Origin of the sequence: Reyranella sp. (assembly GCF_050185545.1) — a bacterium.
Classification (GTDB): domain Bacteria; phylum Pseudomonadota; class Alphaproteobacteria; order Reyranellales; family Reyranellaceae; genus Reyranella.
Genome location: NZ_JBFWZI010000017.1, coordinates 1 through 15,511, shown reverse-complemented (window position 1 = coordinate 15,511; position 15,511 = coordinate 1). Strand labels below are relative to the sequence as shown.

Sequence of the window (15,511 nt, the reverse complement as noted above, 5' to 3'; positions counted from 1 at the left end):
CGATTACGGGGGAGGCGAATCAGAAGGCCGTCAGCGGAACAGGCGCTGCTCGACGGAGACCGGCAGGTCGACGCGATTGATCAGCACGATCGCCCAGGGGGATGTCGGCTGGGTGGGCGGACGGACGCTGGCGCCCGGCGGGGGAGGCGGCGCCGTGGCGGCGGCACCCGGCGCGGCGAAGCCGGCGGCAGGTCCGCCGAATCCGGAGCCTGGGCCACCGAAGCCGGGGCCGGCAAGGCCAGGGACGTTGGAGACCGGGCGCGTCGTCGGATTGGTGCGCTGGGCCGTCATGATGTCGGCCGGCATGCGCTCCTCGAACACCACGACAATGCGGTCGCGTCGACGGCTCGCCGAGATGATGTTGATCGAGTAGCCCTCGCTGGCGCGACGCCCGAGAAAGATGCCGACAGCGTGCTGGCGACCCTGCTCGAAATTTTCCGGCGGGGCGACGCCGACGCGGCTCCACAGGCTGCGCCATTCCGATTGCGTGGCCGCAACGACGTGCTCCGGCTGGCGCGTGGCGGCCATGGCGCCCTGCCAGTGGCGCGACTCGACGGATTGCGCCATGGCCTCGTCGCCGGTGGCCACCAGGGCTGCCGGCGCGATCAGGCAGAGCGACAGGAAGTGCCGCCGCGGCAAGTTCCGCATTGTCCGGGATGCTGCCTCAGTGCCTGACCACACGACCTATTCTCTGGGACCTGGACTCAAAGTGTTGTGGGTCTGAAGTGACCATCACACTTTGGCTCAATTGAGGCCGGTAGAGGTAGGGCTGTCGCAAGACGGGCATCAATCATGCCCTCATGTTGCATTCGTGCAACACAGCGGCATTCAAATCGCGTTGCCGTGCCTCCCCTGGCCGGCTGCAAAGCGCCGTGCGCCGGCTTCGGTCTCGCCTGTCGCCACCGTGGCGATGCCATGCCGGTATTCGTTGAGTGTTGCCTGTTCCCAGTCGAGGGACCATTGCTCGATGGCCGATCGCCGGTCGCTGCGCAGGGCAGCTTGCGGCAGCCGTGCGAGTTCATGGGCGAGCTGCCGGGCGGTCACCAACGCCTGCCCGGGGGCGGCCAGCCGATTGGCAAGCCCGATGCGCTCGGCCTCCTCGCCCGACACCGCTCGTCCGGTCAGGATCATTTCCATCGCCCGGCTGTGCCCGATCAGACGCGGCAGGCGGACGGTTCCGAGGTCCATGAGAGGCACGCCGAAGCGCCGGCAGTAGACGCCGAACACCGCGTTGCGGGCGGCAACCCGCAGGTCGCACCACAGGGCGAGCTCGAGCCCACCGGCGACGGCCGCTCCCTCGATCGCAGCAATGACCGGCTTGGCGAGATCGAGGCGGGTCGGGCCCATCGGCCCGTCGCCGGTCTCAGCGCGGTGGCCGCGGTAGCCGCTCGCCGTCTGTTTGAGATCGTAGCCGGCACAGAAGTGACCGGCGGCGCCGGTCAGGATGGCGACGTGCTGCGTAGCGTCCACGTCGAAGCGGCGAAACGCCGTGGCCAAGGCCAGCGCGGTCGGCGCGTCGATGGCGTTACGGCTGGCCGGACGGTCGATCATGATGATCGAGACTGGGCCATCGGTTTCTGTGTGGACAGTCGGTGAATCAATCATGCTCTTGATGATCGGGCCGGTCGCGCAACCTGACAAATGAATTGAGGACAGCCACGATTGACCGCGCTTCACCGGCGAGCAGGGCGGCGGCGTGACAGGTGAATAGGGCGGCGGCACAATAGGGCATGGCCGCGAAGTCTGCCGCCGTCTCGACCCCCCGGCTGCTCAGGGAAGCGCACCCTCTGCGGCGGCAACCAGTCTCAAGCCAGCCCTGCTGCTGTCGCTCCAGGCGTTCGACGCCGCCGTCCGGCTCGGTAGCTTCAAGGAGGCGCCCGACGCCCTGCACATCACGCCGTCGGCCATCAGCCATCGCAATCGCAATCTCGAGCGGACGATGGGCGGGTCGCTGTTCACGCGCGCCCATCGGTCGATGCAGGTGACCGAGAGCGGCCGGGCGCTGGCGGCGGCGACGGGCCGGGCGTTCGGCGAGCTCGTGCGCGCCACCATGCCGTGCACCGACGGGGTATCGGGTCGGCGGCTGCGCCTCTCGGTATCGCCGCATTTCGCTACGGCCTGGCTGATCCCCCATATCGCCGACTTCATGGCGCGCCGTCCCGACATCGAGCTGGTTATCGAGAACTCCAACAAGCTGCTCGACCTCGAGAACGAGCCGTTCAACGCAGCGGTGCGCGTCGGTGACGGGAACTGGCCAGGATTGGTCGTCCATCACCTGATGGACCTGCACGCCACCCCGGTCGCGACGCCGGCCCTGGTGGAGCGACTGAACATCCGGCGCGCAGCGGACGTCGCCATGGCACCGATGATCCATGTCGTCGGCTTTCGCTCGCTTGGCCGCTGTGGCTGCGTCAGGCCGGGGCGGCCTCGCTCAAGGCCGCCCGGGTGGTGCGGGTGGACAGCTTCGAGGACCAGGACGCCCTCCAGCTGGGCGAGAGCGGCGCCGGCGTCGCGCTCGGCCTGGCGCCGCTCTTCGCCGCGCAAGAGCAGGCGGGGCGGCTCTGCCGGCCGATCGCGTCAAGTCACCCGACGGGCGGATACTGGCTGGTCCACCGCTCCCAGGAGCGTAGCAGCCCGGCCCTGCGGGCGTTCAGCCGCTGGCTGCTCGGCGAGGTCGGTGGGAAGACATGAACGGCACTCATTCGCGCGCTGCAAGACGTGAACGACGCTCATTCGAGCGCCGACCGCTTTCAATTGTCGTTGGCCGGACCTGCCGTATCGTGGACCGAGCCAACAGGATGGGACGGATATGAACCCTGCCATGGATGACCAATCGGTTGCGCAGCGCGTGCTCGACCACATTGCCAACGGCACCACCGACCTCGGCGACGAGGTCTGGCGCGAGCCGGTCGCCAACTACCGCTCGCCGCAGCGCCTCGCCGCCGAGATCGAGCGCGTGCTGCGCCACTCGCCGACGCCGTTCTGCCCGTCGGCGGCCTTGCCGGAAGTCGGCTCCTACGTCGCCCGCGACTCCGCCGGCACGCCGATCGTCGCTGTACGTGGCGTCGACGGCACGGTGCGGGCGTTCCGCAACGCCTGCCGCCATCGCGGCATGCAGGTGGCGTCAGGCAGCGGCTGTGCCCGCGCCTTCGTCTGCCGCTATCACGGTTGGACCTACAATCTCGAGGGCCGCTTGCGGCATATTCCGCACGAGGACGGGTTTCCCGGGTTCGCCAAGGAGGCCCATCCGCTCGTGGCGGTGACGGCGAGCGAACGGTTCGGACTCGTGTTCGTCACCCAGGACGAGCCAGTGCTGGGCGACGATTCGCTGGGTGGCCTCGCCAAGCTGATCTCGCCCGACCAGCGCCTGTTCGCCTCGGCCGAGCGCGAGTTCGAGGTCAACTGGAAGATCCTGCTCGAGGGCTTCATCGAGGGCTATCACATCAAGTCGACTCACCCCGAAAGTTTCCTGCCCTACGGCTTCGACAACCTGAACGTTATCGATCTGTTCGGCCGCAACAGTCGCGTCACCTATCCCTTCCAGCGGATCAAGAAGCTGGCCAAGGTGCCGCCCGCCGAGCGTCGCGTCGAGGGGCTGCTGACCTACGTCTATCACCTGTTCCCCAACGTCCTCATCACCGTGCTGTCGCGCCATACCAACGTCGTGATCCTCGAGCCGCTCGCCGTCGATCGCACGCGGCAGATCACCTACACGCTGACCAACAGCGGCGGCGACGACCTGGGTGCGCTCGCCGAAGCCAGGCGTGACGCCGAGTTCGTCGGCAACACCGGTGCCGCCGAGGACCGCGCCGTGGTCCAGGCCATCCAGCGCGGCCTCGGCAGCGGCGCCAACGAGGTCTTCACGTTCGGCAAATTCGAGAGTGCGATCGTCCATTTCCACCGCACGCTGACCGCGGCGCTTTCGCACTAATTCCATCCCTCCCCCGTAATCGGGGGAGGTGGCACAAGGGCCGGAGGGGGAAGGCCTCAGTCGAGATTGATGAAGTTCCGACGTCGGGATCTCATGAATCTCGATTGAGGCCTCCGCCCCGTATGACGGGGCACCTCCCCCGATGACGGGGGAGGCGAGCAAGTGTCAGCCCCGCTTCGCCCTGTCGGCGGCGTTCGTCGTCTGGATCTGTTCGCGGATGCGCCGCCAATCGTCTTCGGTGTAGGCCATCATGTTGGAGAACGTGCCGTTGCCCATGATGCCCATGGCGCCGTCGATGGCGATGACCTCGCCGTTGATGTACTCGACCTCCTCGCTCATCAGGAAGGCCGCCATGTTGGCGAGCTCGCTGGGTCGGCCGACGCGGCCCATCGGGTTGCGCGTGTTGTAGCGGTTGTCGTCGCCCTCCTGCATCGGATTGAGGCGCGCCCAGGCGCCTTCGGTCGGGAAGGGGCCGGGGGCAATGGCATTGAGGCGGATGCCGTGGCGCGCCCATTCGACGGCGAGGCTCTGGGTCATCACGGCGACGCCGGCCTTGGACATCGCCGAGGGCACGACGAACGGGCTGCCGGTCCACACCCAGGTCGTCAGGATGCTGAGCACGCTCGCCTTGCGCTTGTCGGCGATCCAGCGCTTGCCGCAGGCGTTGGTGGTGTAGAACGTGCCATGCAGCACGATGTTGGCGATCGCATCGAAGGCGCGCGGGCTGAGGTCCTTGGTCTGGGAGATGAAATTGCCGGCGGCGTTGTTTACGAGCCCGTCCAGGGGCCCCGCAGCCCAGATGCGCTCGATCATCTCCTCGACGGCTGTCGCAACCCGGATGTCCACGGTGTGAGTATCGACCCGGCGCTCGGGATGCCTGGCCATGATCTGCCGCGCGGTCTCCTCGAGCACGCCGCCGCGGCGGCCGCAGATCACGCAGTCGGCGCCGAGCGCGACGAATTTCTCGACCATGATTCGACCGAGACCGGTACCCCCGCCGGTGACGAGGAAGCGCTTTCCCTTGAACAGGTCGTTCCGGAACATCCAATCGATCCCCTGATTGCAATCTGTAAGCCGTCTATTCTCGCATTCCTCGTCACAAGGTGTTGCATAGCTTGGCCGGGGTGCTTAGGATTTCCATATAACAACACGGGATCGTTAAAATGACGACCCTACAGGGAGAACCAAGCGGGGACGTCGGTACGATTGAGCTGCGTGGTAAGGTCAAGTGGTTCAATGCTGTCAAGGGTTACGGTTTCCTGGCCCTCGAGAGTGATAACAGCGACGCATTCCTGCATGTAACGACACTTCGCCAGTCCGGGCACGAGGATCTCAAGCCCGGAGCAACGGTGGTGTGTTCCGGCGTCCGCGGCCCCAAGGGCTGGCAGGTGATGAAGGTGCTCGACGTCGATTCCTCGACGGCGACCGTCACGGCACCGCGACCACCGCCCGTGCCCGAAGGTGTCGCCGTCGGCGAGCACATCGCCGCGCTGGTGAAATGGTACAACAACGAGCGCGGCTACGGCTTCGTCACGCGCGAGGCGGTCGAGGGCGATATCTTCATCCACGCTGCGGTGCTGCGCCGCCACGGCATGGAATCGCTGGCGCCCGGCCAGAAGGTGATGATCCGCATCGCCGAAGGCCAGAAAGGCCTGCAGGTCGTCGAGATCCGTCCGGCCTGAGCCGGCCGGATCACTTGATGTCGCGCAGGTAGCTGTCGATTGGCGGTACCTGCTTGATCAGGCCGCGCTTCACCAGGAAGTTGGCGAATGCCTCGTAACGCGCTCGATCGAGCGCGGTTGGATCGCCGGCGAGGAGCGGCAGCGTATCCTTCCAGGCGAGCTTGTTCAGGGCGTTGTCCTGCTCCTTGCCCGATTTGGCGAAAACCTCCCACGCTTCTGTCGGGTTGGCGCGCAACCAGGCTGTCGCTTCGGCGATGGCGGCGAGGAGCTTGCGCGTGCGCGCTACATCGAGGGTCTCGCGCTTGGCGACCAGGATCAGCTCGTCGTAGGTCGGCACGCCGCTGGTCTCGACGGTCCACAGCCGACCTTTGGCCTTGTGCAGGTCGAGGTCGTTCAGCTCGAAATTGCGGAACGCGCCGATCACGCCGTCGACCTGCTTGCTCATCAACGCCGTGGTCAGCGCGAAGTTCACGTTCACCAGCGTCACGTCCTTCAGGGTCAGGCCGGCTTTCTCCAGGATCGCGCCCAGCAAGGCCTCCTCGAAACCCGAGATCGAGTACCCGATTTTGCGGCCCTTGAAATCGGCGATGGTTTTCACCGGTCCGTCCTCGAGCGCGACGAGCGAATTGAGCGGCTGGGCAACCAGCACGCCGACGCGGACCAGCGGCAGACCCTCGGCGACCAGCATCTGCAGGGTCGGCTGGTAGGACACGGCATATTCCGCCTGCCCGGCGGCGACGAGCTTGGGCGGCGCGTTGGGGTCGGCCGGCGCGATCAGCTCGACGTCGAGCCCGTGCTTGGTGAACAGGCCGCGCTGCTTGGCGATCACCAGCGCGGCGTGATCCGGGTTGACGAACCAGTCGAGCAGCAGCCGCACCTTGTCCTGGGCCGCCGCGGGCAAGGCGATCGTCGCCAGCGCGAGCACGGCGATCAGCCGGATCAGTGTCTTCATCGTCAGTCTCCTTGGGACGGTTGCCAGGGCACGAGGCGGCGGCCCGCCCAGTCGGTCGCGTAGTAGAGGGCGAGGCCGAGCAGGCAGAGCAGCACGAGGGCGGCGAAGGCGAGCGGTGTCTGGCCGCGCGCCAGCGATTGGGTCATCAGGTAGCCGAGCCCGGCGCTGGCGCCGACCCATTCGCCGATCACCGCGCCGATCGGCGCCACCGCCGCGGCGATGCGCGCGCCGGAGGCGAAGGCCGGCAGGGCAGCGGGCAGCCGGATCTGCAGCAGGATGGCGCGCGGGGCCGCGTCCATGGTGCGGGCGAGATCGACCCACCCCGGATCGGTGCGCCTCAGCCCGTCGTAGAGCGCGCTGGCCACCGGGAAGAAGATCACCAGGGCAGCCATCGCCACCTTGGAGGCCATGCCGTAGCCCAGCCAGACGACCAGCAGCGGCGCGACGGCGATCACCGGGATGGCTTGCGAGACGATGACCACCGGCAAGGCCCAGCGTCGCCAGGCAGCCGACGCCGCGAGGGCAATGGCGAGGGACGCGCCCAGCAGGAGGCCGAGCAGGAGACCCAGCAACATCTCGCTCGCCGTCCACGCGGCTTCGCCGAGCAGAAGCCCGAATCGCTCGACCATCACCACCGCGACGCTCGACGGGGGAGGCAGGATGTAGACGGGGAGGCCGGTCAGCCGGACCAGCAGTTCCCAGACCAGCAACAGGCCCGCCGCGGTGATCAGCGGCCTCACCGGGCGTGCTCCCGCAACTCGGCCAGGAGATCGGCCTGGAGGGCGAGCAGGTCAGGCGCGGCCGGATCGCGCGGCACGGGGCCGCCCGGCGCGATCGGAGAACCGGCGCGCACCGGCTGTCCAGAGAGCACGCGCACCTGGTGGCCGAGGCGCAGCGCCTCCAGGGGATCGTGGGTGACCAGCACGACGGTCCGGCCGGCGAGCAGGCGAGCGGCGAGATCCTGCAACTCGAGCCGGGTCACCGCGTCGAGATGGGCGAACGGCTCGTCCATCAAAACGATTGCCCGATCCTCGCACAGCGTGCGGGCGAGGGCGGCACGCTGGCGCATGCCGCCGGACAGGGACTGTGGCAGATCGGCCAGCCGGGCGCCCAACCCGACCTGCTCCAGCAGGTCGAGCGCGCGCGGCCGGGCGGCCCGCAAGGCCGTCGCATCGCCGCGCAGGCGATAGCCCAGCAGGACATTGTCGATCAGCGGGAGCCAGGGCAGCAGCAGGTCGGACTGGGCCATGTAGGCGACGTCGCGCGACGGCTGCGTCCCCGGCAGCAGACCGGCAAGCCAGCGCAGCAGGGAGGTCTTGCCGACGCCGCTGCGGCCGAGCAGGCAGGTGGTCTGGCCGGCCGCGAAGTCGAGCGTCAGGTCGTTGGCCACGACGCGCTCGCCGAAGGCGATGCGCGCACCGCGGACCAGGAGAGGAAGTGCAGCCGTGTCCAAGCTCACCAGTCCCTACGCCGGTACTAACCGGATCAGGTTGCCGGGGTCGTCCTCGTGGACCTCTCAGCCGTCGGAAACGGCTCCCCCCGATGATTGCCGGCACTATGAAAAGGGATGGACTGTCATGCAAGTGTCTTGAGATTGACGAATTGGACCGCCACGCTTTACGGGATGGCCATGGCATTCGTTCGTTCCAGGGCGCGGCTTGGCCGTCGTCTCGTTCTCGTCGCCCCGTTCCTGGGTGCCGCTCCATTCCTGGTCGGCACGAGTGCCGCCCGGGCACAGGGCGACATCAAGTTCCAGAAATCCTCCCTCGTCATCCTTACCGGCGGGCGCGAGATCAAATTCGCTGTCGAGCTGGCGCTGACCGAGACTGAGCGCGCGCGCGGCCTGATGTTCCGTGAGAAACTCGGCCCCTATGACGGCATGCTGTTCGACTTCCACCAGGAAGCTCCGGTGAGCTTCTGGATGAAGAACACTCTGATCCCGCTCGACATGGTGTTCATCGCTGCCGATGGCACGATCCGCCACGTGCACGCCAACGCCGTGCCGCTGTCGACCGACAGCATCTCCAGCGAATACCCGGTGCGCGGCGTGCTCGAGATCAACGGAGGCAGCGCCAAGCTGCTTGGCATCAAGCCCGGCGACAAGGTAAAGCACCCGATCTTCGGCAACGGTTAGCGCCGACGCGCGCCGACCAAAACGGCCCGTGGTCGGGGGGACCACGGGCCTGGGCTTGGGTAGACCTCGCCGGGAGAATGCTGTGGGCTGGGCGAGATCACAGAACAAACGCAGCGCCCCGGATTTTGTTCCTGTGGATAAGTGAACCGATTCACTGAAGCCTGACGGCGTGCTTCTTCAGCTCTTCCAGCGGCACGACATGCAGGGTCACGGCGTGCGTGGCCTCAAGCACGACCTGTGGCGCGGCCCCGGCATCGAGTGCTTCCTTCCAGCGGCTGGCGCACAGGCACCAGCGGTCGCCGGGCTTCAGGCCGGCGAAGCCGTATTGCGGCAGAGGCGTGCTGAGATCGTTGCCGGCGGCCCTGGAAAAGGCGAGGAACTCGGCCGTCATCACCGCGCAGACCGTGTGGAGGCCGACATCCTCGCGGCCGGTATTGCAGCAGCCGTCGCGGTAGAAGCCGGTCATCGGCTCATGCGAGCAGGGCTGCAGGGGCCCGCCCAGCACGTTGATCGAGGGTGCACGTCCGGGGCGGCCCTGGTCGGGCGTTTGATCGAACATGAAGCACTCTACCACCGGGAAATTGGGCTTTCGAGCCGGCCGGGTCGCTGGTAGAAGTCCTGCGCCTAGTAGTCTTGCGGCGGGGCGTAGCGCAGTCTGGTAGCGCGTCTGCCTTGGGCGCAGAAGGTCGTCGGTTCAAATCCGGCCGCCCCGACCAGGACCCCGCCCGCGGAGTGTGGAAGCTGATGCAGGTTCGTATCTACAAGCCGGCCAAGACGGCGATGCAGTCCGGCCAGGGCAACACCAAGGAGTGGCTGCTCGAGAGCGAGCCGAAACCCAAGGAAATCGACCCGCTGATGGGCTGGACCAGCTCGCGCGACACCATGCAGCAGGTCAAGCTGCGCTTCGCAACGGTGCAGGAAGCCACCGCGTACGCCGAGAAGAACGGCTGGAAATACACCGTCGAGCTGCCGCACCCTCGCCACGTCAGGCCCAAGGCCTACGCCGACAATTTCGCCTACAACCGGATCGGCCGCTGGACGCACTGAGCGAGCGCCGCGCCGCCGCGCAGGGCGGAGGACCGCCGGGTGGCCGACTGGCGCCGTCGCACGTCAGGCAGGCAGGATACAGCTCCGCAGTCCATCTGTGGTCGCAACGTGTTAGGATCAACCGATGAAGTGGAAAAGGCAATCGGGTCCCTGCGTCTGCGAAGCTCAGTTCGATCGGCCGGTGGCCTCTCAACGCTTTGCGAAGCGCCCGTAGCTCAGGGGATCAGAGCAACCGCCTTCTAAAAGTACGGTCGGAGCGGGAAACGGCGGAAAACCGGCATTTCCGCCGAGGCCAAAGTGCAGGAATCGCCCCCTCCAGCCCCACGACTCCACCCCAAAGTCCTCACCAGAATCCGCGCCAGGATTGGCACAGCTTCGCGCCTGTGCGATTCCCGGTTTTATCAACCCCTCCGGGCGCTGATTTTTGGCCGCCCTCTGTCGGCCAATTTTGCCGCCTCAGCGAGGTCATCCATGGCGGCGCTGATGTAGCGCTCGGTCGTGTCCATGGACGAGTGCCGGGCCAGCCCCTTGGTCACCGTCGAACTAGACCGCCGGGCGATGTCGGTGATGAACGCCGCCCGCAGGTCGTGGAAGCGGTGCGGCCGCTCGATGCCGGCCCGGCGGGCTGTCGCCTTCCAGGCCTTGGCGATGCTGTTCAAGGGCCGCCAGACCGGATCCCCGTCGGCCGGCTTGTTGCCATCGCTCACGCGGCGGGCCCACTCCTGCCCGGGCCAGGTGACCAGCCGCGACTGCCCGCGCCGACGGGCTTGGTCGGCAAGCTCGAGCGCGAGATCCCAGCCGGTCTCGCCGCCGAACAGAAATTCGTCGCGGCCGCTCTTCGTATCCGCGCCGGAAAGGCGGAAGCAGTGCCGCTCGTGGTCGAGGTGGCCCCGGGTGAGGGTCAGGGCCTCGCTCAGGCGACAGCCGAAATACCGGGCGAGCAGGGCGGCCTCGACCACCCACGGCGCCGCGACGGCCAGGCCCGCTTCGAGCTCGGCGACCGGCATCGGCGACGGCACACGCTTCGGATCGGATACCGGCTCGACCTCCGGCACCGGCGGCAGGCGGCCGTTGCTGGTCCGCTCGGCCAGGCGCAGGGCGACGCGTAGCACGTCGAGGCAATGGTTGACCTCCGACTTCGACCGCGGCTTGTCGGTCTGCTTCCATAGCCGCGGGTTGTCGCGGTCCATCTTGCGCTGACCGCCGATCCACACCCGGCGCTTCTGGCTGACGAGGAAGTTGCGATAGGCCGCGACGTCGTCCGCCGTGATGTCAGCGATCGCTCGGCCGACGCCGAAGAACCCGAGCATTTCCTCGCTGATGCGATCGAGGCTGGCTAGGTGGCTCGCCGTGCTGTCGGCGCTGTTGTGCTTGATGTGGAGCGCTAGCGCCTCGAGCAGCGTGACGCGGTGAGAGGCCAAGCCCAGCCTCGGCTGCTCGGCGCGGACGACGGCCCGCACGGCGGCCTCGGCATCGTTCGCCTCCGCCCTGGTCCTGGCATAGTCGCCGTCGGGCGTTCGGCAGACGCCGCGGCGGCGCGTCTTGCCAAGCTCGAACTCGTAGTACCAGTGATTTCCCCGGTCGGGGCGACGTTTGACCCCCATGGTGTCCGGACCCTAAACCCGCATCCCGCGAGATCGCAAGTAGGCTTGGGCCTCGAGGAAGCTAGCCCTTGCCTGGGCCGGCCGGTCCTTCGGCGGCGGCGCCCGCCTCGGGTTGGTGCCCGCGCTGTTGGCTTCGCGGTAGTCGAGGCACGACGCCAGCGACACCCGGATCGATCGCGGCGACGGACCGGCGCCGACGCGCCAGCCCTCGATCGCCTTGCCGTCGACCATCCGGCGAATCGTGGTCACATCCACGCCCAGCACGCGCGCCGCCTCGGCGACGGTGATGCCATCGTCGTAGGCTTCGGGCGGGAGGGCAGCGCGGACCATGGGTGCTAATGCGCCGGAACTAGAGCGCCGGCCACTGCGGCCCGGATGACCGACCCAACCAGCCGCAGGTCAAGTGGGCCAGCGCGGCAGCAATTGTGGTTGAGGCCGTGGTACGTACCGCGATCATGAGGCCACCTCTGGGTCGCCATCGCCTTGGCCATGGTCCACCTCGCCATCGGCCTGGCCGTTCACATGCTCGGCGGCATGCCCTTCGCCTGATAGATCAGTACTGTTGCCCCCGCGGTAAGAGTCTTCTCTATAGAGGTGCTTCCCTGCGGATACTGCACGAAGGGAAGTCACTACGGGCTTAGTGACTTCCCTTCGGAAGTCGCTACGGCTCTTGTGACTTCCCTTCGGATACCCTTGATGCTTCCGAAGGGAAGTCATTGGTAGTGACTTCCCTTCGGAAGTAGCTACGGACCCCATAGAGAGCCATCGAGCTTCGGGCTGGGTTCCATCGTGCAGGGCGAGCCAATTAAGCGCGTAGTGGTTCGGTCGCTTGCCCACGCCGCGTTTGACATCGACCAGACCTACCCCTACTGCCTCCTCGATCGCGCCGCTGACATGGCGAGCTCCTATTCCGAACTGTTCCAACTGGCGCCGCGGCGCGAGCAGCTGGCCGTTCTTCTTGCTGTAGTGTCGGATGTGCTCAGACATCAGGAAGTCGATGAACCGCCGCGCGTTGATGCTCAGCGTGCGCCAAGCATCGCTGTCGACTACAGCCAGCGGCAGTTTGATGAAGGGGTCGGTCTTGTTCATGCCAACACCCTCCCGTTCAGCACGTCGAGCCAGTCGGTGTCGGCGTCGGGCGGCACGTTGACGATGACCTCGAGGCGGCGTTGCCCGGTCGCGAACCGACGGGCGAGCTCGAAGGCGGCTGCCTGGCCGGTAAAGCTGGAGTCGTTATCCGCGAAGACATGCAGCTTTCGAATCCCGGCGGGCGGCTCGAGGGCCTTCACGCCGTTGGCCGAGAGCGCCGCCCATGTCGGGATGCCGAACAGTTGGTAGGCCGCCAGGCTGGTCTCGACGCCCTCAGCGACGCCCATCTCGTCGTCGACGTCGTGCAGGCGGACAGCGGCACCGTTGATGGTGCCGACCACCTCCATCAGCTTCTTCCGTGGCTCGACGTTGGCGATGTAGATGCGCTGCGCACTGACCAGCGTGTCATCGGGCGCGATTATGGGCGCGATGACCGCGGGGAAGTGGCCGACAAGGTCGGCACCGTCGACGTAGGCGCAAGCCCGCCGGCCGAACAGGACGGGCGAGGAAACCGCTAGGCCGCGCGACCTGAGATAGCTGTCGACCAGGCTGTCGTCGCTGGTGCCAGCGAGCAGCCGCTCGATCGCCGCCAGCTTGGCATCGTCCGGCCGGCGTCGTTCTGCGCGTACCGCCGGCGGGACGTTGCTACCGATTATTCGGTCGACCTCGCGGCAGGCGGTGGCGTAGTCCCAGCCGTGCAGCTTGCGCAGCAACACCATACCGGGCCCAGGGCCGCAGGCGTTGCAATAGAACCAGCCCTCGTTCTTGTCGTCGAATCTGAATCTGGTCTTACCGCCGCACATCGGGCACGGGCCCTGGCGCTTCGTAAGGAAACGCTCCTCGACGCCGAGCTGCAGAAGGATCTCGCGCCAGCGGCCGCGGGCGCGCTCAACGGTGCTGGTGGTTGCCGGTTCACCGGCAATCGAAGAACTCCCCGCGCTCATGCTGCGCCCGCCTTCGCTCGCGCCTTTGCGTAGGCGATAAACCGGCTGCGCACCCACGATCTGGTCTCCGGCCGCGGCTCGATCGGCGCCACGAACCTGCTTGAGGGCCAGGTACCATAACGCTCGCGGTGCTTATGTGCCGCCCAGCCTTGCTGGTAGCCGCGTTCGCTCGCGATGAACAGCAATTCGGCGTAGAAGCACTTTTTGTCCGATGCCGTCGGTTGCTGCATGCGGACCGTGCGGTCACGATCTACTTGGCCGAGCTCGCCATCGACGACGTCGACCGCCGCCGGCTTGGGCCGCGGGCGCCAGCCGCAGGCGCTGCAGGGTCGGCCCGACCAGCGTACGGCGTCGCATTCTGGGCAAGTCGTCAGCTTCCTTGAGGAGCCGAGGCCGTCGCTGTCCGACTTGCGGGCCGCGGGCTTGTCCGGGGCCAGCGTCCATTCGACATGCTCGTCGATGAAACCCAGCCGCAGCGTCGTGCCACTGTGGTCCAGCACTAGGCAGTCGCTCTTGCCGGGCGCCGGCCGAAGCCCTCGGCCGACGATCTGGCGATACAGCACCATCGACTGGGTAGGCCGGGCCAGCACGACGCAGGAGACCACCGGCGAGTCCCAGCCCTCGGTGAGCACCGCGCAGTTGACCACGACTTCCGTTGCACCTGATGCCAACCTTGCGAGGATCGGCTCTCGATCGGGATTCGGCGTCGTGCCGTCGATCACCTCGGCGGTGATGCCGGCGCGGCAGAACTCGTCGCGAAGGTGAACCGCATGGGCGACGTTCGTGGCGAACACCACAGTCGGCCGGCGCCCCGCCAACTTGAGCCAGGTCGTCACGATGTCGCCGACCAGCTTCGGCGTGTTGACCCGCTGCGCTAACTCTCCCTCGGCGTAGTCGCCGTGTCGGATGGTCACGCCCGTGAGGTCCGGCGAGCTCGGCGCATACACCTTGGTGCCGACCAAGTGGCGGGCGGTGATCAGTTCGGCGACCGAAGGGCCCTCAATCAGCACCTCGAACACGTCACCCAGCCCACGGCCGTCGCCTCGGGCGGGGGTGGCGGTGAGGCCGACAACGGCGGCGTTCGGGTAGGTGTCGATGATGCGCTGCCAAGTCCGGGCCCGGGCGTGATGTGCTTCATCAACGATGACCAGGTCCGCCTCGGGCAGGCCCATGGTCGACGTCCGGACCGCGCGGGCGTGCAGGGTGCCGACCATGGCGATCTGCACCGGCGCTCCTGGCCTGGGGCTGAAACCGGCCGCAATGACGCCGTGATCGATTCGGGAGGCGTAGAGCTTGGAGCTGGTCTGCAGCACCAACTCGTGGCGGTGGACGATGAGGAGGACCTTGAGACCGCGCGCCAGCATGGTGATCACTAAGGCGACGGCGCAGACCGTCTTGCCGCCGCCGGTGGGCAGCGCCGCCAGGATCCGGCGCAGGCCGGTCGCCATTGCCGTTTCGATGCGGTCGACGAGGGCCTGCTGATAGTCCCGAAGCTTGGGCGCCGACATCATTGGGATGCCAAATCATGCGCGTCTGCGCCGGCGTCGGCTTCGAGACGGTGGTGGGTATCCGTTGCACCCTGCTTAAAGTTAACGACGCTATTGACCACGAGAAGGACGTGGTTCTCGGCGCGCGGCCGATTGCGACTCCGTTCGAAGGCGACCACGGTCGCGCCGTTCTCGCTGCTCCCGCAATCGCCGCCGTTGCGGGAAGCCACTCCCGGACGTCGGTTATCACTTGATGTCATGGCGTGACTACTCGGGTTTGGCCGAGCAGCTTTTCTATGCTCCATGCGGGAATCAGTCGGCGACCGCCGAACATGACGGCCTCTAGTTCCCCGCGCTTCAGAGCTCGATAAACCGATGCCTGGCAGACACCGAGTTGCTTCGCGACCTCTTGAACAGAGAAGGCGGACCGGGCGGTGGTTGGTCGACTGCCCGGCTTTTCCCAGTCGCTTGCCCCAGTGCTCAGAATACTCATGACGTCACCTCGTTGAGAAAGGTGACGCCCTAGATACGCTCAGGACTAAGACTGTCTACAAGATCACCAAGGAAGCGCGACGGATAGGCCAACCGTTGGCCAATTGGCCTATTGGCCTGTTCTTCCGTTGGCCGATTGGCGAGTAGGC

At 66.9% G+C, this 15,511-nt stretch carries 19 protein-coding genes, 1 tRNA gene, 1 pseudogene and 1 riboswitch; of the genes and pseudogenes, 8 read left to right on the top strand and 13 right to left on the bottom strand.

The genetic code is table 11. From position 1 onward, the window contains the following. Positions 1 to 30 precede the first annotated feature (30 nt). Together AB7O82_RS06990 and AB7O82_RS06985 are read right to left on the bottom strand one after the other, a co-directional pair. The gene (locus tag AB7O82_RS06990; protein WP_428541660.1) at positions 31 to 648 is read right to left on the bottom strand and encodes a protease complex subunit PrcB family protein; all 618 of its coding nucleotides are present in this window, start codon (positions 646 to 648) and stop codon (positions 31 to 33) included. A 180-nt stretch (positions 649 to 828) separates the two neighbouring features. Continuing rightward, positions 829 to 1,605, bottom strand: coding sequence for a crotonase/enoyl-CoA hydratase family protein (locus AB7O82_RS06985; RefSeq protein ID WP_428541738.1), 777 nt, complete (start codon positions 1,603 to 1,605; stop codon positions 829 to 831). A gap of 118 nt (positions 1,606 to 1,723) precedes the next feature. Between AB7O82_RS06985 and AB7O82_RS06980 the strand changes: the two are divergent. From AB7O82_RS06980 to AB7O82_RS06970, 3 genes and pseudogenes are all read left to right on the top strand, one after another. Then, positions 1,724 to 2,314 (top strand): annotated as a pseudogene (locus tag AB7O82_RS06980) (LysR family transcriptional regulator); the annotation flags it as partial. Next, on the top strand, positions 2,251 to 2,691 hold the full coding sequence (locus AB7O82_RS06975) for a LysR substrate-binding domain-containing protein (RefSeq protein WP_428541735.1): 441 nt from the start codon (positions 2,251 to 2,253) through the stop codon (positions 2,689 to 2,691). The pseudogene AB7O82_RS06980 and the gene AB7O82_RS06975, both read left to right, overlap by 64 nt. A gap of 130 nt (positions 2,692 to 2,821) precedes the next feature. Further along, positions 2,822 to 3,931, top strand: coding sequence for an aromatic ring-hydroxylating oxygenase subunit alpha (locus AB7O82_RS06970; protein ID WP_428541657.1), 1,110 nt, complete (start codon positions 2,822 to 2,824; stop codon positions 3,929 to 3,931). A gap of 165 nt (positions 3,932 to 4,096) precedes the next feature. On the opposite strand, the gene AB7O82_RS06965 is transcribed toward AB7O82_RS06970, so the two are convergent. Continuing rightward, complete coding sequence (locus tag AB7O82_RS06965; RefSeq protein ID WP_428541654.1) at positions 4,097 to 4,975, bottom strand: SDR family oxidoreductase; 879 nt, start codon at positions 4,973 to 4,975, stop codon at positions 4,097 to 4,099. A 119-nt stretch (positions 4,976 to 5,094) separates the two neighbouring features. On the opposite strand from AB7O82_RS06965, the gene AB7O82_RS06960 reads away from it, so the two are divergent. Beyond that, positions 5,095 to 5,613 carry a cold-shock protein gene (locus tag AB7O82_RS06960; RefSeq protein WP_428541651.1) on the top strand — a complete coding sequence of 173 codons (519 nt, stop codon included), beginning with the start codon at positions 5,095 to 5,097 and terminating at the stop codon, positions 5,611 to 5,613. 10 nt (positions 5,614 to 5,623) lie between these two features. Here AB7O82_RS06960 and AB7O82_RS06955 read toward each other — a convergent pair whose 3' ends face one another. From AB7O82_RS06955 to AB7O82_RS06945, 3 genes are all read right to left on the bottom strand, one after another. Beyond that, positions 5,624 to 6,565, bottom strand: a complete 942-nt coding sequence (locus AB7O82_RS06955) for an ABC transporter substrate-binding protein (RefSeq protein WP_428541648.1) — start codon at positions 6,563 to 6,565, stop codon at positions 5,624 to 5,626. Between the two features lie 2 nt (positions 6,566 to 6,567). Further along, the gene (locus AB7O82_RS06950; RefSeq protein ID WP_428541645.1) at positions 6,568 to 7,305 is read right to left on the bottom strand and encodes an ABC transporter permease; all 738 of its coding nucleotides are present in this window, start codon (positions 7,303 to 7,305) and stop codon (positions 6,568 to 6,570) included. Continuing rightward, on the bottom strand, positions 7,302 to 8,024 hold the full coding sequence (locus AB7O82_RS06945; protein WP_428541642.1) for an ABC transporter ATP-binding protein: 723 nt from the start codon (positions 8,022 to 8,024) through the stop codon (positions 7,302 to 7,304). The genes AB7O82_RS06950 and AB7O82_RS06945 overlap by 4 nt, the downstream gene beginning before the upstream one ends. Next, a riboswitch (TPP riboswitch) is annotated at positions 8,010 to 8,115 on the bottom strand. (Overlaps the previous gene by 15 nt.) Before the next feature lie 80 nt (positions 8,116 to 8,195). Here AB7O82_RS06945 and AB7O82_RS06940 point away from each other — a divergent pair. Further along, the gene (locus AB7O82_RS06940) at positions 8,196 to 8,699 is read left to right on the top strand and encodes a DUF192 domain-containing protein (protein ID WP_428541639.1); all 504 of its coding nucleotides are present in this window, start codon (positions 8,196 to 8,198) and stop codon (positions 8,697 to 8,699) included. 151 nt (positions 8,700 to 8,850) lie between these two features. Here the strand turns inward: AB7O82_RS06940 and AB7O82_RS06935 are convergent, their stop codons facing one another. Continuing rightward, positions 8,851 to 9,258: a DUF2237 family protein gene (locus AB7O82_RS06935; RefSeq protein WP_428541636.1), complete on the bottom strand. Its 408-nt coding sequence runs from the start codon at positions 9,256 to 9,258 to the stop codon at positions 8,851 to 8,853. An 80-nt stretch (positions 9,259 to 9,338) separates the two neighbouring features. Between AB7O82_RS06935 and AB7O82_RS06930 the strand changes: the two genes are divergently transcribed. Next, positions 9,339 to 9,415, top strand: a tRNA-Pro gene (locus AB7O82_RS06930). Between the two features lie 28 nt (positions 9,416 to 9,443). Then, positions 9,444 to 9,746 (top strand): ETC complex I subunit, encoded by a 303-nt coding sequence (locus AB7O82_RS06925; RefSeq protein WP_428541633.1) that lies wholly within the window; start codon positions 9,444 to 9,446, stop codon positions 9,744 to 9,746. Between the two features lie 401 nt (positions 9,747 to 10,147). Here AB7O82_RS06925 and AB7O82_RS06920 read toward each other — a convergent pair whose 3' ends face one another. The 5 genes from AB7O82_RS06920 to AB7O82_RS06900 all read right to left on the bottom strand — a co-directional run bounded on the left by AB7O82_RS06920 (position 10,148) and on the right by AB7O82_RS06900 (position 14,894). Further along, complete coding sequence (locus AB7O82_RS06920) at positions 10,148 to 11,350, bottom strand: tyrosine-type recombinase/integrase (protein ID WP_428541630.1); 1,203 nt, start codon at positions 11,348 to 11,350, stop codon at positions 10,148 to 10,150. Between the two features lie 12 nt (positions 11,351 to 11,362). Further along, on the bottom strand, positions 11,363 to 11,680 hold the full coding sequence (locus tag AB7O82_RS06915; protein ID WP_428618969.1) for a helix-turn-helix domain-containing protein: 318 nt from the start codon (positions 11,678 to 11,680) through the stop codon (positions 11,363 to 11,365). 123 nt (positions 11,681 to 11,803) lie between these two features. Beyond that, complete coding sequence (locus AB7O82_RS06910) at positions 11,804 to 12,439, bottom strand: hypothetical protein (RefSeq protein WP_428541624.1); 636 nt, start codon at positions 12,437 to 12,439, stop codon at positions 11,804 to 11,806. Beyond that, a complete protein-coding gene (locus tag AB7O82_RS06905; RefSeq protein ID WP_428541621.1) occupies positions 12,436 to 13,383 on the bottom strand; it encodes a toprim domain-containing protein in 948 nt (315 codons plus the stop codon). Before AB7O82_RS06905 ends, AB7O82_RS06910 begins: the two co-directional genes overlap by 4 nt. Next, positions 13,380 to 14,894, bottom strand: a complete 1,515-nt coding sequence (locus AB7O82_RS06900; protein WP_428541618.1) for a DEAD/DEAH box helicase — start codon at positions 14,892 to 14,894, stop codon at positions 13,380 to 13,382. Before AB7O82_RS06900 ends, AB7O82_RS06905 begins: the two co-directional genes overlap by 4 nt. A gap of 14 nt (positions 14,895 to 14,908) precedes the next feature. Between AB7O82_RS06900 and AB7O82_RS06895 the strand changes: the two genes are divergently transcribed. Then, entirely contained in the window at positions 14,909 to 15,124 is a 216-nt protein-coding gene (locus AB7O82_RS06895) for a hypothetical protein (protein WP_428541616.1), read from the top strand. Positions 15,125 to 15,126: 2 nt separating this feature from the next. Here AB7O82_RS06895 and AB7O82_RS06890 read toward each other — a convergent pair whose 3' ends face one another. Next, on the bottom strand, positions 15,127 to 15,363 hold the full coding sequence (locus AB7O82_RS06890) for a helix-turn-helix domain-containing protein (protein WP_428541613.1): 237 nt from the start codon (positions 15,361 to 15,363) through the stop codon (positions 15,127 to 15,129). Between the last annotated feature and the right edge of the window lie 148 nt (positions 15,364 to 15,511).